19 protein-coding genes are annotated in these 23448 nt (G+C 61.4%); 6 read left to right on the top strand and 13 right to left on the bottom strand.

Annotated elements, in window-relative coordinates; genetic code table 11:
• Positions 1 to 103: 103 nt before the first annotated feature.
• Genes J9870_RS24035 through J9870_RS24020 form a run of 4 tightly spaced genes read right to left on the bottom strand, consistent with a single transcriptional unit; the run spans position 104 to position 6418 of the window.
• Positions 104 to 1471, bottom strand: a complete 1368-nt coding sequence (locus tag J9870_RS24035; RefSeq protein WP_210640744.1) for a heavy metal sensor histidine kinase — start codon at positions 1469 to 1471, stop codon at positions 104 to 106.
• Entirely contained in the window at positions 1458 to 2141 is a 684-nt protein-coding gene (locus tag J9870_RS24030) for a heavy metal response regulator transcription factor (RefSeq protein WP_210640742.1), read from the bottom strand. The genes J9870_RS24035 and J9870_RS24030 overlap by 14 nt, the downstream gene beginning before the upstream one ends.
• A 9-nt stretch (positions 2142 to 2150) precedes the next feature.
• Positions 2151 to 5264, bottom strand: coding sequence for a multidrug efflux RND transporter permease subunit (locus J9870_RS24025; protein ID WP_210640733.1), 3114 nt, complete (start codon positions 5262 to 5264; stop codon positions 2151 to 2153).
• Positions 5261 to 6418: an efflux RND transporter periplasmic adaptor subunit gene (locus J9870_RS24020; RefSeq protein WP_210640732.1), complete on the bottom strand. Its 1158-nt coding sequence runs from the start codon at positions 6416 to 6418 to the stop codon at positions 5261 to 5263. Before J9870_RS24020 ends, J9870_RS24025 begins: the two co-directional genes overlap by 4 nt.
• A gap of 237 nt (positions 6419 to 6655) precedes the next feature.
• Here J9870_RS24020 and J9870_RS24015 point away from each other — a divergent pair, with 237 nt between their 5' ends.
• Positions 6656 to 6913, top strand: coding sequence for a hypothetical protein (locus J9870_RS24015; RefSeq protein WP_210640730.1), 258 nt, complete (start codon positions 6656 to 6658; stop codon positions 6911 to 6913).
• A gap of 28 nt (positions 6914 to 6941) precedes the next feature.
• Here J9870_RS24015 and J9870_RS24010 read toward each other — a convergent pair whose 3' ends face one another.
• Positions 6942 to 7910, bottom strand: coding sequence for a LysR family transcriptional regulator (locus tag J9870_RS24010; RefSeq protein WP_210640729.1), 969 nt, complete (start codon positions 7908 to 7910; stop codon positions 6942 to 6944).
• Between the two features lie 327 nt (positions 7911 to 8237).
• Here J9870_RS24010 and J9870_RS24005 point away from each other — a divergent pair, with 327 nt between their 5' ends.
• The 4 genes from J9870_RS24005 to J9870_RS23990 are packed head-to-tail and all read left to right on the top strand — an operon-like array spanning position 8238 to position 12986.
• Positions 8238 to 9710: an efflux transporter outer membrane subunit gene (locus tag J9870_RS24005; protein WP_210640726.1), complete on the top strand. Its 1473-nt coding sequence runs from the start codon at positions 8238 to 8240 to the stop codon at positions 9708 to 9710.
• Between the two features lie 7 nt (positions 9711 to 9717).
• A complete protein-coding gene (locus tag J9870_RS24000) occupies positions 9718 to 11922 on the top strand; it encodes an FUSC family protein (protein ID WP_210640725.1) in 2205 nt (734 codons plus the stop codon).
• Entirely contained in the window at positions 11912 to 12112 is a 201-nt protein-coding gene (locus J9870_RS23995; RefSeq protein ID WP_024617598.1) for a DUF1656 domain-containing protein, read from the top strand. Before J9870_RS24000 ends, J9870_RS23995 begins: the two co-directional genes overlap by 11 nt.
• A 10-nt stretch (positions 12113 to 12122) precedes the next feature.
• The gene (locus tag J9870_RS23990; protein ID WP_210640723.1) at positions 12123 to 12986 is read left to right on the top strand and encodes an HlyD family secretion protein; all 864 of its coding nucleotides are present in this window, start codon (positions 12123 to 12125) and stop codon (positions 12984 to 12986) included.
• Positions 12987 to 13247: 261 nt separating this feature from the next.
• Here the strand turns inward: J9870_RS23990 and J9870_RS23985 are convergent, their stop codons facing one another.
• On the bottom strand, positions 13248 to 14072 hold the full coding sequence (locus tag J9870_RS23985; protein ID WP_210640722.1) for an SDR family oxidoreductase: 825 nt from the start codon (positions 14070 to 14072) through the stop codon (positions 13248 to 13250).
• Positions 14073 to 14105: 33 nt separating this feature from the next.
• The gene (locus J9870_RS23980) at positions 14106 to 14570 is read right to left on the bottom strand and encodes a multidrug transporter (RefSeq protein WP_210640720.1); all 465 of its coding nucleotides are present in this window, start codon (positions 14568 to 14570) and stop codon (positions 14106 to 14108) included.
• A 298-nt stretch (positions 14571 to 14868) separates the two neighbouring features.
• On the opposite strand from J9870_RS23980, the gene J9870_RS23975 reads away from it, so the two are divergent.
• A complete protein-coding gene (locus J9870_RS23975; RefSeq protein ID WP_210640718.1) occupies positions 14869 to 15519 on the top strand; it encodes a hypothetical protein in 651 nt (216 codons plus the stop codon).
• 90 nt (positions 15520 to 15609) lie between these two features.
• Here the strand turns inward: J9870_RS23975 and J9870_RS23970 are convergent, their stop codons facing one another.
• The 6 genes from J9870_RS23970 to J9870_RS23945 all read right to left on the bottom strand — a co-directional run bounded on the left by J9870_RS23970 (position 15610) and on the right by J9870_RS23945 (position 23441).
• Positions 15610 to 17061 (bottom strand): mannose-1-phosphate guanylyltransferase/mannose-6-phosphate isomerase, encoded by a 1452-nt coding sequence (locus tag J9870_RS23970; protein WP_210640716.1) that lies wholly within the window; start codon positions 17059 to 17061, stop codon positions 15610 to 15612.
• A 129-nt stretch (positions 17062 to 17190) separates the two neighbouring features.
• A complete protein-coding gene (locus tag J9870_RS23965; protein WP_210640714.1) occupies positions 17191 to 17856 on the bottom strand; it encodes an alginate O-acetyltransferase AlgF in 666 nt (221 codons plus the stop codon).
• Between the two features lie 14 nt (positions 17857 to 17870).
• The gene (locus tag J9870_RS23960; RefSeq protein ID WP_210640712.1) at positions 17871 to 19046 is read right to left on the bottom strand and encodes an alginate O-acetyltransferase; all 1176 of its coding nucleotides are present in this window, start codon (positions 19044 to 19046) and stop codon (positions 17871 to 17873) included.
• 11 nt (positions 19047 to 19057) lie between these two features.
• Complete coding sequence (locus J9870_RS23955; protein ID WP_210640711.1) at positions 19058 to 20623, bottom strand: MBOAT family protein; 1566 nt, start codon at positions 20621 to 20623, stop codon at positions 19058 to 19060.
• A gap of 221 nt (positions 20624 to 20844) precedes the next feature.
• Positions 20845 to 21969: a mannuronate-specific alginate lyase gene (locus J9870_RS23950; protein WP_210645401.1), complete on the bottom strand. Its 1125-nt coding sequence runs from the start codon at positions 21967 to 21969 to the stop codon at positions 20845 to 20847.
• Between the two features lie 23 nt (positions 21970 to 21992).
• A complete protein-coding gene (locus J9870_RS23945; protein WP_210640709.1) occupies positions 21993 to 23441 on the bottom strand; it encodes an alginate O-acetyltransferase in 1449 nt (482 codons plus the stop codon).
• Between the last annotated feature and the right edge of the window lie 7 nt (positions 23442 to 23448).

Raw genomic sequence — 23448 nt, 5'->3', positions numbered from 1 at the left:
GGGGCCGCATCCTGATGCTCTTTTTATTTTGATCCAGTTGGCTTTCGCCCAGCATTCAATGGCCTGGAAAAGATCGCATGAATGCGGTGCCGGCTTTCGGGGGTCAGGCTGGCAAACGGATCCCGAAGGTATTGACGCCCCGGTCACTGCGCACGAACACATCCCCTCCATGCATCAGTGCAATGGCCTTGACGATGGCCAGTCCCAGTCCGTGGTTGGCGCCACTGTTGCTGCGGGAGGCATCGACCCGATAGAAGCGTTCGAACAGGCGCGGCAAGTGCTCGTCGGCAATCGGCTCGCCGGGGTTGGTGACGCCGAGACTGATCTGGTCGCCAAGGGCTTCGATGCGCACCTCGATCAATTGCCCTGGCGCGGTGTGCTGTACGGCGTTGCTCAGCAGGTTGATCAACGCCCTGCGCAGATGGGCTATCTCGATGTTGGCCTGGGCGTCGCCGCTGACCCGGACCTGGACCTGGGCGTCTTCGAGGATGAAGTCCAGGTAGTCGAGGGTGGTTGCCACTTCACCGGCCAGTGAGGCACTGGTCAACTTGGTGGCTTTGCTGCCCTGGTCTGCACTGGCCAGGAACAACATATCGTTGATGATCGAACGCAGCCGCTCCAACTCCTCGAGGTTTGATTGCAGCACTTCGAAGTAATGCTCGGCCGAGCGCCCACGGGTCAAGGCCACCTGGGTCTGGCCGATCAGGTTGGTCAGAGGCGAGCGCAGTTCATGGGCGACGTCGGCGTTGAATGACTCCAGTCGCGAATACGCCTGTTCGACCCGGTCGAGGGTGGCGTTGAAGGAACTGACGAACTGACTGAGTTCCGGTGGCAGCGGTGACAGCCGCAAGCGCCCGGACAGGCGGGGTGGGGTCAGGCGCCGGGCTTCATCGGACAGCTTGATCAATGGTTTGAGGCCAATGCGCGCCACCCAGTAGCCCAACAGGGAGGCCAGCAGGACGCCGACAATCGCCAGGCTCACCAGTGCCACCAGCAGACGATGCTGGGTCTGGTAGAACGTCTCGGTGTCGATGCCGATCATGAAGCGTAGCGGTGGACGTTGGTCCTTGGCCGGGAACTGGCTCACCAGCACTTTCATCGGGTAGTGCCGATGGGGCAGCTTCAAGTCGCGTTTGCCCAATGGTCCTTCGGCAAAGGTGCGGATCTGCGGATCGAGGGCGCCATATTCAAAGCGCGGATCGCCGCTGACGATCCAGAAATGGATGCGTTTGTCTTCCTCACCCAGCAGCCGCAGTTTGTTATTGATCTTCACCCAATGCTCGGGCGTGCCATAACGGCCAACTGTCGATTCGAGCACGCTGTAGCGGGCGTCGAGTTCGGCCTCGGGCAACAGGCCCAGACCCTTTGCAACCTGCTGGTACAAGGCACCGCCGATCAACAGGAACACCAGCGCCGCCACCAGCGTGAACAGGCCACTCAGGCGCAAGGCGATGCTGTTAGGCAAGGTCATCGCTTCGACTCTCCAGCACATAGCCCATCCCACGGATGGTGTGCAGCAACTTTTGTTCGAACGGCCCATCGAGCTTGGCGCGCAGACGTTTGATCGCCACTTCCACCACGTTGGCGTCGCTGTCGAAGTTGATGTCCCAGACCATTTCGGCGATGGCGGTTTTCGAAAGTATTTCACCCTGGCGGCGGGCCAGGACGCTGAGCAGGGAAAACTCCTTGGCCGTCAGGTCCAGGCGTTGACCCGCTCGCGTGGCTTTGCGGCTGATCAGGTCGATCCACAGGTCGGCGATACTCACCTGTACCGGTTCATGGCCGCCGCTGCGACGGGTCAGGGCTTGCAGGCGGGCCACCAGCTCCAGGAAGGAGAAGGGTTTGCCCAGGTAGTCGTCGGCGCCGTCGCGCAGGCCCTTGATGCGGTCTTCGACCCGCTCCCGAGCGGTGAGCATGATCACCGGTGTCTGCTTGCGGGCCCGCAGCGCCCGCAGCACGCCGAAACCGTCCAGGCCCGGCAGCATCACGTCGAGCACGATCACGGCGTAGTCGCTTTCCAGGGCCAGGTGCAGTCCCTCGATGCCGTCCCGTGCGACGTCCACGGTGTAGCCCTGTTCGGTCAGGCCGCGATGCAGGTAATCCGCGGTTTTTTCTTCGTCTTCGATGATCAGAACGCGCATGGCCCCGCCTCAGTCTGTGCTCGCCAGCGCCGCTGTCGGCGCAACCCCTGGCTGATGGGGCGGCCGATGGAACAGTCGCTCCAGCCACAAGTATATGATCGGTGTGGTGAACAGCGTCAGCGCCTGGCTCACCAGCAGGCCGCCCACCACCGCGATGCCCAGGGGCTGGCGCAGCTCCGCGCCAGGGCCATAGCCGAGCATCAACGGCAGGGCGCCGAGCAGGGCGGCCAGGGTGGTCATCATGATCGGCCGGAACCTGGTCAGGCAGGCCTGGAAAATCGCTTCCTGGGGCGTCAGCCCGCCTTTGCGCTGGGCGTCGAGGGCAAAGTCGATCATCAGGATGCCGTTCTTCTTGACGATCCCTATCAGCAGTACCAAACCGATCAGCGCCATGATCGAGAAGTCCTGGCCCAACAGCCACAGCATGATCAGTGCGCCGAGGCCGGCCGAGGGCAGGGTGGAGATGATCGTCAACGGGTGCACGAAACTCTCATAGAGCACACCGAGGATGATGTAAACCGCCACCAATGCGGCGAGGATCAGCCACGGCTGGCTGGCCAGGGAACTCTGGAATGCCTGGGCGGCGCCTTGGAAGCTACCGGCGATGGCGGCCGGCATGCCGATCTCGTTCTTGGCCTGGTCGAGCATGCGCACTGCATCTCCCAGGGCCACGCCTGGCGCCAGGTTGAACGACAGGTTGGCGGCCGGGAACATGCCGTCGTGGGCGATGGAGAGCGGGCCGTTGCTCGGAGGATCGAAGCGTGCCAGGGCTGAGAGCGGCACCATTTCCCCGCTCAGCGGCGAGCGCAGGTAGAAATACGCCAGGCTCTCGGCCTTGCCCCGTTGTGCGGTATCGAGCTCCAGGATCACGTTGTACTGGTTGGTCTCGGTCTGGAATTCGTTGATCTGCCGCTGGCCGAAGGCGTCGTACAGGGCCTGGTCGACGTCGCTGGCGGTGAGGCCGAAGCGCGCCGCCGCGCTGCGGTCGATGTTGATGTGGGTGATGCTGCCGCCCAATTGCAGGTCATTGGAAATATCGCGGAATGCCGGGTTGCCGCGCAGTTTGTCGGTGAGTTTTTGCGTCCAGGCGTTGAGGCTCGGCCCGTCGTTGCTCTTGAGTACATATTGATATTGGGCGCGGCTGGGGCCTGAGCTGAGGTTGATGTCCTGCCCGGCCCTGAGGTATAGCACCACGCCGGGGATTTTCAGCAGTTTGGGGCGTATCCGGTCGATGAACCCGCTGGCCGAGACATCCCGCTCGCCCCGAGGCTTGAGGGCGATCCAGAAGCGGCCGTTGGCGATGGTCTGGTTGTTGCCCGAGACGCCGACGGAATGGGAAAAGGTCTGCACCGCCGGGTCGGCGGCAACGATTTCGGCCAGGGCCTTGTGCTTGGCCACCATGTCCGGGAATGACACATCGGCGGCGGCTTCGCTGGTGCCCAGCACCAGGCCGGTGTCCTGTACCGGGAAGAACCCCTTGGGGATGAACACGTAGCCCACCACGGCCAGCGCCAGGGTCAGGCCGAACACGCCGATCATCAGCTTCTGATGAGCCAGGGCCCGACGCAGACCCCGTTCATACCAGCCCAGCAGACGTTCGCCGAACCCGGTCTTGCCATGGGCATGATGCACCGGGGCGCGCATGAACAGCGCGGCCAGTGTCGGCGCCAGGGTCAGCGATACCACCACCGAAATCAGGATGGTCGAGGTGGCGGTCAGGGCGAACTCCTTGAACAGCCGTCCGACCACGCCGCCCATGAACAGCAACGGAATGAACGCGGCGATCAGCGAGAAGCTGATGGAGATCACGGTAAAACCGATTTCGCCGGCGCCCTTGATCGCCGCTTCGCGCATGTCGTCGCCGGCTTCCAGGTGGCGGTGGATGTTCTCCACCACCACGATTGCATCGTCTACCACGAACCCCACCGAAATGACGATGGCCACCAATGTGAGATTGTTCAGGCTGAAGCCCATCACATACATCAGGGCGAAGCTGGCGGTCAGCGACACCCCCAGCACCGCCGAAACAATCAGGGTCGCGGACAACTGGCGCAGGAACAGCGCCATCACCGCCACCACCAGTAGCACAGCGATCAGCAAGGTGATTTCCACTTCGTGCAGAGAGGCGCGAATGGTCTGGGTACGGTCGATCAGCACCTTGACCTGTACAGCGGCAGGCAGCATCGCTTGCAGGGTCGGCAAGGCTGCCTGGACGCGGTCGACGGTCTCGACGATGTTCGCTCCGGGTTGCCGGAAGATCACCAGGTTGACCCCGGGCTCGTTGTCGGACCAGGCCTGGACGTAGGCGTTTTCCGAACCGTTGATCACCTTGGCGATGTCCTTGAGGTGAACCGGTGCCCCGTTCTTGTAGGACACAATCAACTCACCGTATTCCTCAGGTTGGAACAACTGGTCGTTGGTGGACAGGGTGGAAACACTTGAGTCGCCGTACAGGGCGCCCTTGGCCAGGTTAAGGCTGGCTTGCTGGAGCGCCACGCGGATATCCGCCAGGGTCAGGCCGATGGCGGCGAGCCGGTCAGCGGAGGCCTGGACGCGGATTGCCGGTCGTTGCTGGCCGGTGATGTAGATTTGTCCTACGCCGTCGATCTGACTGATCTGACGGGCCAGCAGGGTTTCGACGTAGTCGCTCAGTTCGGTGCCCGGCATCAGGCTGGAGCTGATGCTGAGGATCAGCACCGGGCTGTCGGCCGGGTTGACCTTGCGCCAGGTGGGCAGGTTCGGCATGTCATTGGGCAGTTTTCCAGCGGCGGTGTTGATGGCCGCCTGGACTTCCTGGGCCGCGGTGTCGATGCTTTTATCGAGGCTGAATTGCAGGATCAGGTTGGTCGAGCCCAAGGCGCTGCTGGAGGTCATCTGGGTGATGCCGGGAATGGCACTGAATTGCACCTCCAGCGGCGTCGCCACAGATGAAGCCATTGTCTCGGGGCTGGCACCGGGCAACTGGGCGTTGACCTGGATCGTCGGGAATTCCGCCTCCGGCAACGGCGCAACTGGTAGCCGGGGAAAAGCGATAAAACCCAGCAGTACCACGGCGAACGTCAGCAGCACCGTGGCGATGGGGTGGTCGATGCACCAGGCTGAGATCGAACCCCGGCCCTTCATGGCTGCGGCTCCGAAGACTTGGCCACGGCCGGCGGATCACTGAGCACCTGGATACTGGCCCCCGGCTTGAGCCTCGACTGACCGTCGCTCACCAATTGATCGCCAGCGTTCACGCCTTTGATGATGTGCATGCCGCTGTCCTGATAAACCATCACCACCGGCACGCTTTCGACCTTGTCGCCGTTGACCCGATAGACGAAGTGCTGCTCCAGGCCCCGTTGGACCACCGTCGGGGGGACCACCAGGGCGTCCTTTTCGATGGCGGTCTGGATTTTCAGGGTCACCAACTGCCCGGGCCAGAGCCGTTGCGCGGCGTTGTCGAATTCAGCCTTGGCCCGCAAGGTTCCGGTGTTGGTGTTGATCTGGTTGTCGATGAGGCTCAACCGCCCCTCGCCGAGCAGCTCCCCGGGGGCGCCATCGGCGCCGATATAGGCCTTGACCAAGGCTTGCTCGGGTGCGGCGATCAACCGTTGCAAGGTGGGCAGCATTTGCTGGGGCAGGGAGAACTCCACGGCGATCGGATCGATCTGGGTCACGGTGAACAAACCTTCGGCGTCGCTGGTGCGCAGGAAGTTGCCTTCGTCCACGTTGCGAATGCCGACGCGACCGCTCACGGGGGAGCGGATCTGGGTGTAGGACAATTGCACCTGCGCCGAATCGATGGCCGCCTGATTGCCCTGGGCCGTGGCCTTGAGCTGATTGACCAGTGCCTGTTGCTGGTCATAGGTCTGTTTCGACACGCCGTCATCGACACTGAGCAATTTGTAGCGCTTGAGATTGACCTGGGCCACTGCCAGTTGCGCCTGGCTCTCGCCGAGCTGGGCCCGGGCCTGGTCGAGGCTGGCGCGGATGGAGCGGTCGTCGATGGTCGCCAGCAGGTCACCCTTCCTGACCAGTTGCCCTTCCTTGACCATCAGCTTGGTGAGGATGCCATCGATCTGGGGGCGGATCACCACGCTGTGCAGTGACAGCACCGTGCCGATACCGCTGGCAAAGCGTGGCACATCCTTTTGCACCACGCTGACGACCCTTACCGGAACGGCGGCGGGAGCACCGGGCTTGGCGGTGACAGGCTTCATGACATACCAGAGGACGAGGGCCGCCAGGGCGACCAGGAGCGCGACGAACAGGACGGTTTTTTTCTGGATGTGCATGGATGCGAAGAGCCGGTTCAGGACGGAGGGATTTCTATCATTCTTATATAGCGTTGCGAGACGGTCAGGAAGGTGACGCCCAACTGACAGGCTTGTCAGTTTTGTCCCCGATGGCTGTCAGACCAGTGGTGACGCTGATCGAATCTGCCCTGCGCGCCCCGATGGCGGGCAGGTATACTGCCGCCTTTCGCGGCTCGCTCTCCGGGCCCGACTTGCATGCATTACCCGGAGCTTTACATGACTTCCCCAACACCTTCGCCCGCGCACGAAAGCTCGGACGGCGACCAGGCCGACCGAGCCGACAGCGATGTTTCCAGCGCCGAGAACGTCAACCCGGCGATCCCGGCTTTCAAATTCCCGTTCAAACCTGGTGAGCTGGCGGCAGCCAAAGGTGCCGGGCAACAGCCGTGGTACAAGAACGGCGCGAAAAACGGTCATACCAAGACGCCGGGCGCTGCGCCTCCCGGCACGCGCCGTTCGATGGGCAAGCGCTGAATATCATCCTCGGCGCACGGCGGTGACTTCAGATCGCTGCCCGTGCGCCCGCCAGGCTTCCACTCAGTTCATAAGCCGTCAGCTCGGCCTGGTGCGCCGCCAGGATTTCCGGCAATGAACCTCGCAGGTACTCGACCCAGGTCTTGATCTTCGCATCCAGGTATTGGCGCGAAGGGTAGATGGCATAGAGGTTCAGCTCCTGGGAGCGGTAGTTGGGCATGACCCGCACCAGCGTGCCGTTGCGCAGGCCTTCGATGGCGGCGTACACCGGCAATACCCCTACGCCCATGCCGCTGGTGATCGCGGTTTTCATCGCATCGGCGGAATTCACCAGGAACGGTGAGCTGTTGATAGTGACCATTTCCTGGCCTTCCGGGCCGTCGAATACCCATTTTTCCAGCGGAATGACCGGGCTGACCAGGCGCAGGCAGGCGTGGTTGAGCAGGTCGCCGGGTTTTTGCGGGCAGCCGCTGGCTTTCACGTAGGCGGGCGATGCGCAGACGATGCTGTAGGTGATGCCCAGGCGCTGGGAAACGAAGCCCGAATCCGGCAACTCGCTGGCGAGCACGATGGACACGTCGTAGCCCTCGTCGAGGATGTCCGGTACGCGGTTGGCCAAGGTCAAGTCGAAGGTTACGTCTGGATGGGTCTTGCGGTAACGGGCGATGGCGTCGATCACGAAATGCTGGCCGATGCCGGTCATGGTATGGACCTTCAACTGCCCGGCGGGACGGGCGTGGGCATCACTGGCCTCGGCTTCGGCTTCCTCGACATACGCCAGGATCTGCTCGCAACGCAGCAAGTAGCGTTTACCGGCCTCGGTCAGGGCAATGCGGCGGGTGGTGCGGTTGAGCAGGCGCGTTTGCAGATGGGCTTCCAGGTTGGAAACTGCGCGCGAGACGTTGGCTGTCGTGGTGTCCAGTTGCGCGGCGGCGGCGGTGAAACTGCCAGCTTCGGCAACACAACTGAACGCGCGCATGTTTTGCAAAGTGTCCATGGAGGGCTCTCTTGGGCGGTGGCAAATTGTGACATGAAGTTACAGCGCTACGGGACCCCGACTAATGGATTATCGCGTTAACGGTAACAAAGATTCACAGAAAGGTCGGCTTATCGCCGGCGAGGGCGATGCCTAGAATTGCCGCCAAAGCAGGAGCGGGCCTTGGCGGGCACCTGTGGGAGCGAGCTTGTTCGCGATGAGGCCGTCACATTCAACATTTGAGATGAATGGCCGGGCGCTATCGCGAGCAAGCTCGCTCCCACAAGTTTTGCGTTAACAGGCAGCCATCCTCGTCGTCATGCCCCCCCTCTCAGGAATTTTGCGCAAGTGCCGCGTTGCATCAGCAGAGAGCTGAAGACTCTCAGTGTTTGGGTTCTGACATTAACCATCAGTGGTTGCATCGGGACAGGAGGGATTGGGCCGCAAAGCCAGGTATTACCGGCCAACCAATTGGCTACCGATGCGGCCATCCGCGAGGCCGCCCGCGACGCCCACTGGCCCACCCGCCAGTGGTGGAGCGCCTATGGCGACCCGCAGTTGAATCGCTGGATCGACCTGGCCGTGCACGATAGCCCGAGCCTGGCCATGGCGGTGGCCCGGGTGCGCCAGGCCAAGGCGCTGGCGGGCGTGGCCGAGGCTGCAGAGGCGCCGCAGATCAATGGCCAGGCGACCCTCAAGCGTCACAACTGGCCCGCCGATCAGTTCTATGGCCCTGGCGAACTCGCCGACACCACCACCTGGGACAACAATGCCGGCCTGGGCTTGAGCTATGCCCTGGACCTGTGGGGGCGCGAGCGCAACGCCAGTGAGCAGGCCGTCGACCTGGCTCACGTCAGCGTGGCGCAGGCACGGCAGGCGCAACTGGAGTTGCAGAACAACATCGTGCGCGCCTACATCCAGTTTTCGTTGCACTACGCCCAGCGCGATATCGTTGCCGCAACGCTCCATCAACAAGAGCAGATTCTCGAGCTGGCGCAAAAGCGCCTGGACGGCGGCATTGGCACCCATTTCGAAGTCAGCCAGGCCCAGGCGCCGTTGCCTGAGACCCATCGCCAACTCGACGCCCTCGACGAAGCCATTGCCTTGAGCCGCAATCAGTTGGCGGCGCTGGCGGGCAAGGGACCAGGAGAGGGCGCGCGGTTGCAGCGTCCGACCCTGGCCCTCGGCGCACCCTTGAAACTGCCGTCGGCATTGCCCGCCGAACTGCTCGGCCAGCGTCCGGATGTGGTGGCCGGGCGTTGGCAAGTGGCCGCTCAGGCGCGGGGCATCGATGTGGCTCGCGCCGGTTTTTATCCCAACGTCGACCTGGTCGCCAGCATCGGCTACATGGCCACCGGCGGCGGGGCGCTGGAGTTCTTGACCGGCAAGAAGCTCACCTACAACGTCGGGCCGGCGATTACGTTGCCGATCTTCGACGGTGGGCGCTTGCGTTCGCAGTTGGGCGAGGCGGCGGCCGGCTATGACATCGCCGTGGCCCACTACAACCAGACGTTGGTGGAGGCTCTCAAGAGCATTTCCGATCAGTTGATTCGTCGTGAATCGATGGACAAACAACAAGCCTTTGCCACCGAGTCGGTGGCGGCCGCCCAGCGCACCTACGACATTGCGCTGGTGGCGTTCCAGCGCGGGTTGACGGATTACCTCAACGTGCTCAATGCCCAAAGCCTGTTGTTCAAGCAGCAACAGGTGCAGCAGCAAGTGGAGGCGGCGCGATTGAGTGCCCATGCCGACCTGGTGACGGCGCTGGGCGGTGGGCTGGAAGCCGGCACCGACACTCCTGACTTGAGCCATGCCGAGTAGGTCTATTGTGATGTCTTTATTCGCCCCTGCCCGCAGGTTGTATCGCCTTGAATGGCGTCGTGGGTTTTTTGACTGGGCCCGCAGCGATGGGGTGACCTGGGTCTATATCTTCAAGGTCCTGTTCGCCGCATTCCTGACGTTGTGGCTGGCGATGCGCCTGGAACTGCCGCAGCCGCGCACGGCCATGATCACCGTGTTCATCGTCATGCAACCCCAGAGCGGCCAGGTGTTCGCCAAGAGCTTCTATCGCTTCCTCGGCACCTTGGCCGGTTCGACGGTGATGGTGGCGTTGATCGCCCTGTTCGCCCAGAACACCGAACTGTTTCTTGGCAGCCTGGCCATTTGGGTCGGGGTCTGTTCGGCTGGTGCCGCGCGTTATCGCAACTTCCGGGCCTATGGTTTCGTGCTGGCTGGCTACACCGCGGCGATGATCGGCCTACCGGCCCTGGCCCATCCGGAAGGCGCGTTCATGGCGGCGGTCTGGCGGGTGCTGGAGATTTCCCTGGGGATTGTCTGTGCCACCCTGGTCAGCGCCGCGATCCTGCCGCAGACCGCCAGTGCTGCCATGCGCAATGCCTTGTACCAGCGCTTTGGGGTGTTTGCCCTGTTCGTGACCGATGGCTTGCGCGGGCGCAGCAAACGAGAGGCCTTCGAGGCGCGCAACGTGGGCTTCATCGCGGAAGCCGTAGGCCTGGAAAGCCTGCGCAGCGTGACCGTGTTCGAAGACCCGCACATGCGTCGGCGCAACGGCCGGCTCAGCCGCCTGAATAGCGAATTCATGGGTATCACCACCCGCTTCAATGCCTTGCATCAGTTGCTCGAGCGCTTGCGCAGCAGCGCGGCCGATCATGTGGTCAGTGCCATCAAGCCTGGTTTGCAAAACCTGGCCGAACTGCTGGACAGCTTTAGTGCGCGAGCCTTGACCGACGCCGATGCGGCGCGCCTGGCGGTGGCGTTGGCCGACTATAAGGCCGAGCTGCCGGCCCAGGTGCGACGGCTGCGGGCGTTGTTCCAGGAAACGGCGCCCAGTGATGCGCAGCAACTGGATTTTCACACGGCCTACGAACTGCTTTATCGCTTCGTCGACGACTTGCATGGCTACGCCTTGACCCACGCGTCCCTGGCCGATCATCGGCACGAACGCGAGCGTTGGGACGAACCGTTCGTGCCACAGACCAATGGTTTGGCTGCGGCGGCTTCGGGGTTTCGCGCCGCCTTCATCCTGTTGGTACTGGGCAGTTATTGGGTCGCCACGGCCTGGCCAAGCGGCGCGACCATGACGATGATCGCCGCCGCTACGGTGGGCTTGTCGGCCGCGACGCCGAACCCCAAGCGCATGGCGTTCCAGATGGCCTGCGGCACCTTGCTCGGGGCGCTGATCGGCTTCGTCGAGATGTTTTTCGTCTTCCCGTTGATCGATGGCTTCCCGTTGCTTTGCGTGATGCTGGCGCCGGTGATCATGCTCGGTTCGTTCCTCAGTTCCAGGCCGCAATACGCCGGAGTCGGGCTGGGGCTGCTGATCTTTTTCAGCACCGGTTCGGTGCCGGACAACCTGACGGTCTACAACCCCTATGCCTTCATCAACGACTACATCGCGATGATCCTCGGCATGCTGGTATGCGCCGCCGCCGGGGCGATCATCCTGCCGCCCAACAGCCGCTGGTTGTGGCGCCGGCTCGAACAGGACCTGCGCGAGCAAGTGGTGTATGCCATCAGCGGCAAGCTCAAGGGCCTGGCGTCAAGTTTCGAAAGTGGTACCCGAGACTTGCTGCACCAAGCCTACGGGCTGGCGGCGGGGCAGCCCCAGGTGCAACGCGGGTTGCTGCGCTGGATGTTCGTGGTGCTGGAGGTTGGCCACGCGATTATCGAGTTGCGCAAGGAGCAGGCGATTTTGCCCGTGCATCCGGCTTATGCCGAAAGCCAGCCGTGGCGCCAGGCGATCCGCGTGATGGGGCGGGCGCTGGTGCGGCTGTTCCGCCAGCCGAGCCCGAGCAACCTGGAGCGCGCCCTGGTGGCAGTGGATCACGCCATCAGCCGCGTGCAAGCCACCGACGAACCTTTTGCCCCGCATTTCGATACCTCGGCCTTGCGCCGGGTGAAAAGCTATCTGCATTTCATCCGTACTTCGTTGCTTGACCCGCAATCGCCATTGGCCGGCTATGCCATGCCGCCTGCCACACCGCTTCCCCAGGAACCTGAACATGCCCCGTGAGATCGCCTTCCACGGCGTGTACATGCCCACCATGACTCTGATGTTTTTCATCGCCGCCGCCCTGGCCTGGGCGTTGGATCGCTTCCTGTCGGGGCTGGACCTGTACCGCTTCTTCTGGCACCCGGCGTTGCTGCGCCTGAGTCTGTTTACCTGCCTGTTCGGCGCGCTGGCGCTGACGGTCTACCGTTGAGATCGATGCGATGAAAAAGTTTTTCAGCCTGCTGGCGACACTGTTGGTGCTGGCCCTGGCGCTGTGGATTGGCCGTACGTTGTGGGTGCATTACATGAACACCCCCTGGACCCGCGATGGTCGGGTGCGGGCCGACATCATCAACGTCGCTGCCGATGTCAGTGGTGAGGTGGTCGAGGTGCCGGTGCGCGACAACCAAACCGTAAAAAAGGGTGACCTGCTGCTGCGCATCGACCCCGAGCACTACCGCATCGCGGTCAAACAGGCGCGCGCCCTGGTGGCGTCGCGCAAGGCCACCTGGGAAATGCGCAAGGTCAACGCCCATCGCCGAGCCGACCTGGACAGCCTGGTGATCTCCCGGGAAAACCGCGACGACGCCAGCAACATCGCCGACTCGGCCCAGGCCGATTACCAGAACGCCCAGGCGCAACTGGAGGCGGCCGAGCTGAACCTGGCGCGCACCGAAGTCCGCGCGGCGGTGGACGGCTACGTCACCAACCTCAACGTGCACCGTGGCGACTACGCGCGCATCGGCGAGGCGAAGATGGCGGTGGTGGACATGAATTCGTTCTGGGTTTATGGCTTCTTCGAAGAGACCAAGTTACCCAAGGTGCGGATCGGTGATGCGGCGCAATTGCAGCTCATGAGCGGTGAAATGCTCAAGGGGCATGTGGAAAGCATCTCCCGTGGCATCTACGACCGTGACAACCCCGAAAGCCGCGAACTGATCGCCGACGTGAACCCGACCTTCAACTGGGTGCGCCTGGCCCAGCGGGTGCCGGTGCGGATTCATCTCGATGAAGTGCCGCAGGGTGTGCTGCTGGCGGCGGGGATGACGTGTACGGTGGTGGTCGAGCCCCAGGGCGAGCGTTGAGGCCATTCAGCTTGTATTGATGTTGACTGTGCCGACGTCATCGCGAGCAAGCTCGCTCCCACATTTGATTTGTGGTGAGCTTGGATTTTGTGATCACTGCAATTCCCCTGTGGGAGCGAGCTTGCTCGCGATAGCGGTGGGTCAGCTTGCGAATATGTTGGTTGTGCCGACGCCTTCGCGAGCAAGCCCGCTCCCACATTGGAGCTTCGGTGGGCATTTTTTTTGTGTCCGCCACAGAAATAGCGCCTGCTTTTCCAGCAGCTACAGCGACCCGCCCAGCCCAAACCGCTTCATCAACCCCTTCTCCAGCAACCCCTTGGGCAGCAATCCGGCCATCAACGGCAAGGCCCGGCTGCCATTGCCCAGGCGCAGCAGGCGCGGTGGCTTGGGATGTTGTACAGCCTTGAGCAGCCCATCGGCGAATTCGCTGGCCGGGGTGGGGTTGTCCTGGGAGGCCTTGGCCCGGGCGCGGATGCCGTCGCGCAGGGGCCACCAGGGCGATTGCTCGCTGATCAACTGTTCGGCCTCATGCCCGGCATTCTTGGCGAAGCTGGAGGCAATGGCGCCGGGTTGGACTTCCATCACGCGGATGCCGAACGGTGCCAGTTCCATGCGCAGCGCATCACTCAGGGCGTGCACCGCTGCCTTCGAGGCGCAATAGGCACCCGCAAACGGCGTGACCAGCACACCGGAAACGCTGCCGATGTTCACCACCAGGCCTTTGGCCCGGCGCAGCACCGGAAACAGTGCACGCGTTACGCCGACGAGGGCGAATACGTTGGTCTCGAACTGGCGCTGCATGGCCGGTACGCCGCCGTCCAGCAGCGGCCCCATGGCGCCGTAGCCGGCATTGTTGATCAGCACATCGAGGCCACCGTGCTGTTGGTTGATCCGCTCGCTCAACTGCTCCAGGGCCTGACCGTCATTCACGTCCAATTGCACCGCCGTGAACCCGGCAGCGTTGAGCACTGCCACGTCCTCGACTTTGCGCGCAGTGGCCCAGACCTGGTAGCCGGCAGCCTTGAAGGCGTCGGCGAGGGCGCGGCCGATGCCGCTGGAACATCCGGTAATCAACGCAACGGGCATGGCGCGTTCCTTGTGCAAAAGTGGTGGAGGCAATCACTTGGAGAAACTACCTTGCAACCGCTCGGCGCGAAACTCCAGGGTTTGCGGGCGATAGCCAGGGCGCAGCGCTGGCAGGGGCAGACAGTCCTGCCAACTGGCGCCGGCTTGCAGTTCGCCCGGACCCCGGTAGCGGGGCGCGGTGTAGGGGTTGTCGGCCAGGTTGATGGTATCGCCGGGCGCGTAGGCGGCGATCCGCCAACGCAGTTCGGTCAACGGCACATCGTTACCATTGTTCATGTTCAGCAGCAGTGGACGGTCGGCGGGGCAGTGTTCGGGGGCGTAGGTGAGGCGCAGTTCCAGGCGCTCCAACTGCCGGGTTTCACGGTTTTCCTGCCAGAGCACCCACGCGGCCACCAGGCCCAGGCCGACGAACGCCGCCAGGGAGACCGGCAAGGCCTTGGCCGGGTAGCGCAACAGCAGGATGAGCCAGGTGATGACCAGCAGGACGCCGATGAGCATATCTGAACGCTCCGGGGATGAGTGGACACCATCCTACCTAAGGGGCAAGGCAATGAACATTCAATGTGCCGGTGGATGATCCGCCAGCAGCGTCAAGGCCCCTGATGATGCATGGCGACCTTATTTCGAACTTCGCAATGACTCTGCATCTTATTCTGGCGTAGCTCATTTGTGATGGCTTTATATTGGGCTTTATGTTTTGTCAACTATCTGTTCTGTTAGTTGACAGTGTGATCGTTTGGAAGGCAAATGCTGTGGTGGGGCTGAGAGTGTGCAGTAACTAAATAGAGGAAAAAATATGAGCGGCTCAACAGGCAGTAAGTTTAAAGTTTCCGAAAGTGAAAATTCTTTATCCATCGCTTCTTTACCTATGGTCGTTTACGCTGGGACAAAGGTCAACTTTAAGGCACTAGATAATAGACACGAACCCGTTGATGTAACTTGGTCGTTGATCCCAATGATGGCAGGGAATATCGGTACGATTGGGCCCGATGGGGTGTATAGAGCTCCCGAGGCTGGGTCTTATAATCGTACTTTACCCTTTATGGTCAGGGCTATGGCCAAGGATCAAAGTATTGCCACTGAAGTTTTTGTGGAACTGGTTCATATGCTTTCGATCCTTAGTCAGGAACACACATCCAATCAGGAAGAGCGTAGTGGTTTCTCGGTTGTAGACTCTCAATCCACGAATATTACTCCTGGCGGAACGGTACAGCTTTCAATTAGAAAGCAGAATGGCCTTCCCGTTGTTGCGAAGTGGTCTGTGCATTATGTCGGCCTACCGCCAGAGCCAGATAATTTGGGTTCCGTTGATTGGAACGGGGTTTATTATGCGCCACTGAATATTGATCATGAACTGGAGGTGGCTTTGCTAGCTGAAGATCTTTTTAGCGGAGAGTCTCTTGGTGGCGGAGTTGTACGCGTTCGGACCATGAGTTGGGATCAGTGAAGTCTGCACTTGTTTGATAAAAGCCCCCACCCAACCCACTGCGGATAGGGGACGCAGTGGGCTGGACGGGGGCTTCTCTTTTGCGAAGGTTTACTGCGCGATGGTTTTCACCGAGACGCCGCGCTCAACCGGGGTGGAGCGACCGTAGATGTCTTCGAAACGTTCGATGTCGTCTTCGCCCAGGTAGCTGCCGGACTGCACTTCGATGATTTCCAGCGGGATCTTGCCCGGGTTGCGCAAGCGGTGGACCGACGCGATCGGGATGTAGGTCGACTGGTTTTCGCAGAGCAGGAACACGTTCTCGTCGCAGGTCACTTCGGCGGTGCCGCTGACCACGATCCAGTGTTCGGCGCGGTGGTGGTGCATCTGCAGTGACAGGCACGCGCCCGGCTTGACCGAGATGTGCTTGACCTGGAAGCGACCGCCCATGTCCACCGAATCATAGGAACCCCATGGGCGATAGACTTCGCAGTGGTTCTGGGTCTCGGTACGGCCCTGTGCGTTAAGGGTGTTGACCATCTGCTTGACGCCTTGGACCTTGTCCTTGTGGGCGATCATCATGGCGTCCTTGGTTTCGACCACCACGATGTTGTCCAGGCCGATCACCGACACCAGTTTGCCGTTGCCATGGATCATGCAGTTGCGGCTGTCCTGGACCACCACATCGCCCTTGGTGACGTTGCCGTTGGTGTCTTTTTCATTGACTTCCCACAGCGACGCCCAGCAACCGACGTCGCTCCAGCCCGCCGACAGTGGTACCACGCAGGCGCGCTGGGTTTTTTCCATCACGGCGTAGTCGATGGAGTTGTCCGGGCAGCAGGCGAAGGTGGCTTCGTCGAAGGTGATGGTGTCTGCGGTCTGCTCACTGCGCTCCAGGGTCAGCAGGCAGGTGTCGTAGATGTCCGGATCATGCTTTTTCAACTCTTCGAGGAAACGGCTGGCGCGGAACAGGAACATGCCGCTGTTCCAGAAATAACCGCCGGCGTCGACGAACTCGGTGGCGCGCTTGACGTCGGGTTTTTCGACGAAGTGCGAGACGCGGCTCACGCCTTCAGGCAGTAGCGCATCGTTGGTCGACTTGATGTAGCCGTAGCCGGTTTCCGGTTTGGTGGCCGGTACGCCGAACAGCACCATTTCGCCACGCTCGGCGGCCACGGTGGCCAGGGCCAGGGCACGTTGCAGGGCTTTCTGGTCTTCGATCACGTGGTCGGCCGGCAGCACCAGCATCAGTTCGTCGCGACCTTCATTGACCAGCATCATCGCGGTCAGCGCCACCGCCGGTGCGGTGTTGCGGCCGAACGGTTCCATCAGGATGCGCTGGGCTTCCAGTTTGCGGTTGCTCAGTTGCTCGTTGACGATGAACCGGTGGTCTTTGTTGCAGACCACGATCGGCGTGTCCATGCCTTCGAACACCAGGCGCTCGAGGGTCTGTTGGAACAGGGTGTGTTCGCCGGTCAGGGCCAGGAACTGTTTAGGGAATTGCTTGCGCGAAAGCGGCCAAAGACGTGAGCCGCTACCACCTGACAAGATCACCGGAATCATGTTTGTTACTCCTACAAATCGAAATGGTTTTAGAGCTACTGCGTTCTGTCGTTTCACTCTCTTGTTGTTGTTCCGTGCCCGAATGACGCCGCGCTCCCACAGGAGGAAAGCGTCAGTCAGGAAAACTCATCAGCGGGTCGATACCGGGCGTTTCACCCACACTGGCGACAGGCTGCTGCCACTGCCTGTGACGTACAGTACGGCCGCTTCGCCGCGCTCCAGGGCTACGGGCTTGAGCTCGCCGACTTTCTTGTCGCCTTCGAACAAAGCCAGGGTCACTTTCACCGGGTTGATTTCACGCTCGCCACGGCCTTTGGCCGCTACGTTCGGCACCACTTCGGTCTTGCCATCGGCAGTCTTGAGGGTCAGTGCCTTGTCGGTGAGATTCTGCACGCGTACCAGGGACTTCTGCTTGTTTTTGAACGGCGGCTCTTCGATCAGTTGAGGTTGGCCGCTGACGTTGTTGACCAGGGTGTAGTAGTGATCGGAAGCCAGTTTCACCGGCACGGTCTGGCTGCCGACCTTGGCGCTGTAGTCACCACCGGGCATGAAGCTGAAGTCGCTGCTGGCCAAGGGGGCTACGTCGCTGATGTTGGTGCTGCCAACGGTGGCGCTGACTTCGGCGTTGCTGGCGTTGTAGACACGTACGAAGCTCGAACCTTTTGGTGCGACTGGGCCATACAGGGCCGAATCACCTGCAAAGGCGGACAGTGAAAGGGCGCTCATGCTGGCGACGAGGGCAAGGGCCTTGAAGGAGCGAGCAGCGAGACGGCGAGGAGTAGTGTTGAAAGTCATGGTGGACCTCTCTTTCAGTTTTGCGCCCGGTCGGGCGTCTCGGATTGAGTGTTAGCTGCGACGTTCTGTTGACGAGCGCCGGCTTGTTTGAGTTCTGCGACCCACTGTGGGTCGGCGTCACCGATTTCGTTGTTCACGGGCAGATAACGTTCAGGAAACTCCCAGATCAGCACCTGTGGCGGGCTGTTCTTGAAGGCGTCACTTTTGAGGTAGCTGAGCATCGGCAGAATCGGGCCATGGCCGTCTTCGGCGTAGTTCACGACGTCGCTGTGCAGGGCTTGCTTGAGTGCACCGACGAAGTTCCAGGTCGGGTTGGCGCTGTAGCTGGTGCCGATCAGGGCCACGGGCACCTGGGTGTCAGCGAACAGCGCGTCATCGCCGGCCGGCTGGTCGTCGGCTTCGCGGGTGTTGCGCTTGACCAGCGGCTCCTGGGCTGGCATCAGGTTTTCGAACAATGGGTCCAGGGGCAGGAACTGGCGCAGGTCGCCCTTGTGGGTGATTTTCTCCGCGGGCTCCGTGACGAAACGTTGCGGCTCACCGTTGAGTGGCGCCTTCTCGGCAATCGCCTTGGCCAGGTTCTCGGCGGCCACTTGCGCGCCTTCCGGGGTCCAGTGGGTGTCGGTGCGCAGGAACACTTGCTGGCCGTTTTGCTTGGCCTCTTGCAGCGGGCCGAGCAGGTCAGGGGCGAGGATCTTGTCTGCCGCCACGCGAGCGTGGAAATCCTGGTACAGGTTGGCGTGAATGCTCGATGGCTTCACTTCACCCATGTGCTCCGGATACAAGCGCGCCTTGGCCGGCACGATCGCCATCACCAGGGTGATGCCTTGTTCCTTGAGCTTCTGGCGCACGCCTTCGACCAGCGCGTAGTTGCCTTGCAGGTTCAGCTCTTCATTGACGATCGGGTTGAACTCCTCGTCGCTGTACAGCCACTGGTCGCGGCCCAGGACCACGCCTTTGCGGCCTTCGTTGAACAGCTTGTAGTCCAGTGCCGCCCAGATATTGGTGCCCAGGCGCTTGATCGGGAACTCGTCGTCGTAGTGCGTTTCCACGGCCTTGGCCCAGCGCCCGTTGAGTACGGTTGCGTCAGGGTTGGTGCTGAAGCCGAAGAAGCTGCGCATCGACCACAGGCCCAGTGCTGTCAGCAGCAGCAGGAACAATGCGATGTAAAAGATGCGTAATGAGCGGGTCATGTTCAGATCCCTCAGAACTGGAAGTAAAGGAACGGCGAGAAGCTTTGCGCCGAGAGTTTGAGAATCGAGGCGATGAACAACAGCAGCACCAGGGCGCGCATCGCGTAGCGTGACCAGTCCGCGGTCCAGTAGGCCGGTTGCACCTGGGCTTCGACACCCACGGTGTAGCCTGGTTCGTGGATAGCCGACGGGTTGTCACCCGGTACCGCTTTGATCAGCCCCGGTTGGGCCGTGGCCGGGCCATTGGCTTCGGTATTGACCTCAGGCTTGGTCTTGACCGGCGGACGGTTGGTGTAGAAGTCCCGCAGGCCGAAGAAGGCGAGGGTGATGTAGGCCACCACCAGCGTGGCGATTTGCAGGCCGGTCAGGTTGGCGCGGGTCAGTTCCGACAGCGACCAGTCGCCAAAGCTGAACATGGCGCCGTACATGCGACCGGCCACGTGCAGGTTCTCGGAGCGGAAGATCACCCAGCCCATGACCACCAGCAGGAAGGTCAATGCCCAGCGGATCGGGTTGATGCTGCGTGGCGAGGTGTTGATGCCCACGGCTTTTTCAATGGCCAGCCAGATACCGTGCCAGGCGCCCCAGATCACGTAGGTGATGTTCGCACCGTGCCACAGGCCACCGAGCAGCATGGTCAGGAACAGGTTGCGATAGGTCATCAACGTGCCTTTGCGGTTACCGCCCAGGGTGATGTAGAGGTAATCGCGCAGCCAGGTGGACAGGCTGATGTGCCAGCGCCGCCAGAACTCGGTGATCGACTGGCTGATGTAAGGCTGCTTGAAGTTTTCCATGAAGCGGAAACCCATCATCAGGCCCAGGCCGATGGCCATGTCGCTGTAGCCGGAGAAGTCGAAGTACAGCTGTGCGGTGTAGGCCAGGGCACCGAGCCAGGCATCGCCGGTGGTCGGGTTCTGCAGGGCGAAGCAATGGTCGGCCACCACCGCCAGGGTGTCGGCGATGAACACTTTCTTGATGAAACCCTGCATGAAGCGCGTGCAGCCTTCGGAGAACTTGTCCAGGGTGTGGGTACGGTTGTTGAACTGATCGGCCAGGTCGCGAAAGCGCAACACGGGGCCGGCGATCAGGTGCGGAAAGATCGCCACGAACGCTGCGAAGTCGATCAGGTTGTGGGTCGCCGGGGTGTCACCGCGATAGACGTCGATGATGTAGCTGATGGACTCGAAAATGTAGAACGAGATCCCGATCGGCAACAGCACGTGGGTCAGGATGAACGGCTCGAGACCGAAGCTGGTCATGATCGCGTTGAGGCTGTCCACGCCGAAGTTGGCGTACTTGAAGTAGCCCAGGATGCACAAGTCTACCGCCACGCCGAGCAACAACCAGCGCTGGGCCGGTTTGGTGCGCACGCCAGCGGCACCGACTTTCAGGCCGATCCAGTAGTTCCACAGGGTCACGCCGGCGAACAGCAACAGGAAGTCCACCCGCCACCAGGCATAGAACACATAACTGGCGACCAGCAGCAGCAGGTTGCGATAGCGTTGCCCGCTCAAGTAGTACAAGCCGAGAAAGATCGGCAAGAACAGGAACAGGAACACGTTGGATGAAAATACCATCCCGATCTCTCCATGTTGAATCAACAGTCAAGGGCCAGAGCCCCCCCAAACCCCCCCATGAAAACCGGGGGGCTTCATTACATTCGAAACAGACCACATTCCCTGTGGGAGCAAGCTTGTTCGCGATGACGGAGTGTCAATCGACATCCATGGTGAATGTCAGACCGCAATCTCGAGCAAGCTCGCTCCCACAAGGTTCCCTGCCAGGCAGGGATACGGCATCAGCTTCCTTTTTCGCCTTTCTCATGCGAAGGGTCATACACCTTGGTCAAGTCCCCGCCGAGGCGGAAAGTCTTGAACGGTTGCATTTCATGCTTGCGTTCCAGCACGTCTTCGGAGCAGGTGTAGAGGCTGCAGAACGGTTCGAGCCAGGCGAATTTCGAATCGATCTTCAGATCCTTCATTTCCTGTTCGTCGCCGTTCTTCTCTTCGAAGATGTCCGGATCCTTGACGCCGGCCAGTACGCGGTCACCCAGGCGCTTGAGCGCGCCGTTGTTTTCCTGGCGCAGGTCCACACCGTTGACCTGGGCAAAACTGGCGATCATCGCCAGCGGCGGCAAGGCGTAGTTGTGGTAGGACAGCGCCCGTTGCTTGCGCTTGAGCTCGTTGGGCAAGAAGCCTTCGGAGTCGATCTGATTGACGCCGACCTTGTATTCCTTGACGGCCCAGTCGAACAGGTCGCGGCGGTTGGTTGCCACGGAGGTGGCCATTACCGACCAGGCGGCCCAGTAGGAATGGTTGTTGGTCTTGTCCAGTGGCAGGTTGTCCCAGTCGCTGACCACCTGATCGGCCATCCGGCTGAACCAGCTTTCGATCAGTTGCGCCTGTTCCGGGTGGTTGGCCAGTGGGTGAGAGTCGGAGAACTTCAAGCGTACATAGGCCGAAGCCATGCTGCCCAAGGCCCATTTGCGCATGGACTTGCCGGTGTGGTTGAAGTCCTTGGACATCAACGCGTCGGCCTTGGCCCAGGCAGTCAGCCAGTTCAGGGTGCATTCCAGTTGCTCGGGGCGACCGTCCCGCATGAATTGCATCACTTGCTTGCTGACGCCGCGCTCGATCTTGGTGATGTCGGCGGTGCTGTCACGGAAGGCTTTTTCCGACTGCACGTTCAGGGTCGCACGGGCCTTGTCGGAGCCCTCGTACTTGCTGCGAAACTGCAAGGAGCCGGTATAGGGCGTCGGTGTCGCGTCGCAGCCTTGGGCTGCGTCGCCCGTCTTGATCTTTTCGATCGGTGCGAAGTAACCCTGTGGCGGGCGCAGCGGGGCTGCCGCCTGCGTGGCCCCGGCGAATATCGCCAGGGTCAGCAGGGACGGCGCCAGCAGCGTTTTCAACGTTCGGGTGCGCATGGTTCTAGTCATGAGACGAGACCTCATTGTCCGATTTGAGCCGTTTGTTCGGCTTGCGGAGATACGTTGCGTTTGCAGACTTTCGCCTCGACTTGCAGTGGCTCCTTACCGGCTTCAGGCCCCTGGACTTCGATAGCCAGCAGGTTCTGCGAAGCCCAGTCCTCGTCGGTGCGCAATTGGAAGGCGAAACGTCCGTCGGTGTCGGAGGTATCCGGTTTCTCGATCTTGATATCCTCGTGGCGCCCATTCATGTACCAGAGGGTGGCTTGCAAGGTTTTCACCGACGTATCGGCGAAGCGGATGTCGATCTGGTGACTGCCGTTACGCAGGTCCATATTCTTGCTATTGACCATCAATTCGTTCTTGCCAGGCTTGAGGGCAGTCTTGCTGCTCATTTGTGCCGGCTTGCCTTCGCAACCGTTGTTGTCCAGCAGCGCCATCATCTGGCGATAGATGGTTTCCTGGTCCAGGCGATACAGCGGCGAGAATTCCCAGATCAGGATCTTCGGTGGATTCTTCTGGAATTCCTCACTGCCCAGGTACTGGATCATCGCGCCTTCCAGACCGCCGCCAGGGAAGGCAACGTTGAGGATGTCGGCGCCGATGGCTTCTTCCAGGAACCCAGCGAAGTTGTAGTTCTTGCCGCTGTGGCTGGTGCCCACGAGAGTGATCTGCGGGTTGCCGGAATCGCCGAACAGGTCGCCGTCGCCAGCCTCGCCTTTGGGCTCGGTGGTGAACTGGTCCATGTACTGGATCGCGTAGCTGGTACCGCACAGTTGCCCGGCCATGTTGTGCAGGGTGCCGGTCTTGCCCATGCGGCCGGACTTCTTGGTCTCGAACTCACGCTTGGGGATGTCGGCGAAGGCCGGGATCTGCTTGACCTTCTCGGCGACGATCTTGGCGGTGCGTTGGGCGCCGTACGGCGTCCAGTGCTGGTCGCCACGGAAATAGAAATCGTGGGCCGGCAGGGTCTCGGGCAGGTTTTCGTTGGTCAGCGGTGACAGGTCCGGCACCACATAACCCATCTGGGCGAAACGACCGAGCATGGACTTGTAGTTGCCCAGGGCCTTTTCGTAGTCGAAAGCGGCCTTTTCCTGTGGGTTGAGCTTGTTGCGGTTCACCAGGCCACGGGTCGGCTGGTAGACGAGTACCAGCTCGATGCCTTTTTCCTTGAACGCATCGTGCAACTGCTGCATGCGCTTGTAGCCGGCCGGGGTGGTATTGAATTCGGTACGCAGGTCTTCCTGGGTCCGGAACAGCCAGTCGCCCTGGGCTTGCACCAGCGTAGTGAAGTTCTGCTGGTAGCGCGTGGTGTAGTTCTTCGCATCATGGGCCGCAGGGCACAGGTTGCAGCACGGTTCGGCGGTGAAGGTCGGCGCCTTGATTTCGTCGGCGCGCGCGCCGCTGGTAGCGGCGAGAATGCCGGCAGTCAGGGCGGACAGGCCCAGAAGTTTGATCATCTGTGGGTTCATAAAGGTC

The organism is Pseudomonas sp. Tri1, assembly GCF_017968885.1.
Lineage (GTDB): Bacteria > Pseudomonadota > Gammaproteobacteria > Pseudomonadales > Pseudomonadaceae > Aquipseudomonas.
This window is presented reverse-complemented; position numbering and strand designations above follow the sequence as displayed.

Excerpts from the sequence above, each read along its gene's own strand:
- J9870_RS23945 (WP_210640709.1), bottom strand. The coding sequence starts at position 23,441 with ATGAACCCACAGATGATCAAACTTCTGGGCCTGTCCGCCCTGACTGCC.
- J9870_RS24025 (WP_210640733.1), bottom strand. The coding sequence starts at position 5,264 with ATGAAGGGCCGGGGTTCGATCTCAGCCTGGTGCATCGACCACCCCATC.
- J9870_RS24035 (WP_210640744.1), bottom strand. The coding sequence starts at position 1,471 with ATGACCTTGCCTAACAGCATCGCCTTGCGCCTGAGTGGCCTGTTCACG.
- J9870_RS23965 (WP_210640714.1), bottom strand. The coding sequence starts at position 17,856 with ATGACTTTCAACACTACTCCTCGCCGTCTCGCTGCTCGCTCCTTCAAG.
- J9870_RS23980 (WP_210640720.1), bottom strand. The coding sequence starts at position 14,570 with ATGCTCATCGGCGTCCTGCTGGTCATCACCTGGCTCATCCTGCTGTTG.
- J9870_RS23970 (WP_210640716.1), bottom strand. The coding sequence starts at position 17,061 with ATGATTCCGGTGATCTTGTCAGGTGGTAGCGGCTCACGTCTTTGGCCG.
- J9870_RS23975 (WP_210640718.1), top strand. The coding sequence starts at position 14,869 with ATGAGCGGCTCAACAGGCAGTAAGTTTAAAGTTTCCGAAAGTGAAAAT.
- J9870_RS23990 (WP_210640723.1), top strand. The coding sequence starts at position 12,123 with ATGAAAAAGTTTTTCAGCCTGCTGGCGACACTGTTGGTGCTGGCCCTG.
- J9870_RS23955 (WP_210640711.1), bottom strand. The coding sequence starts at position 20,623 with ATGGTATTTTCATCCAACGTGTTCCTGTTCCTGTTCTTGCCGATCTTT.
- J9870_RS24015 (WP_210640730.1), top strand. The coding sequence starts at position 6,656 with ATGACTTCCCCAACACCTTCGCCCGCGCACGAAAGCTCGGACGGCGAC.
- J9870_RS23985 (WP_210640722.1), bottom strand. The coding sequence starts at position 14,072 with ATGCCCGTTGCGTTGATTACCGGATGTTCCAGCGGCATCGGCCGCGCC.
- J9870_RS23950 (WP_210645401.1), bottom strand. The coding sequence starts at position 21,969 with ATGCGCACCCGAACGTTGAAAACGCTGCTGGCGCCGTCCCTGCTGACC.
- J9870_RS24030 (WP_210640742.1), bottom strand. The coding sequence starts at position 2,141 with ATGCGCGTTCTGATCATCGAAGACGAAGAAAAAACCGCGGATTACCTG.
- J9870_RS23960 (WP_210640712.1), bottom strand. The coding sequence starts at position 19,046 with ATGACCCGCTCATTACGCATCTTTTACATCGCATTGTTCCTGCTGCTG.
- J9870_RS23995 (WP_024617598.1), top strand. The coding sequence starts at position 11,912 with ATGCCCCGTGAGATCGCCTTCCACGGCGTGTACATGCCCACCATGACT.
- J9870_RS24010 (WP_210640729.1), bottom strand. The coding sequence starts at position 7,910 with ATGGACACTTTGCAAAACATGCGCGCGTTCAGTTGTGTTGCCGAAGCT.
- J9870_RS24020 (WP_210640732.1), bottom strand. The coding sequence starts at position 6,418 with ATGCACATCCAGAAAAAAACCGTCCTGTTCGTCGCGCTCCTGGTCGCC.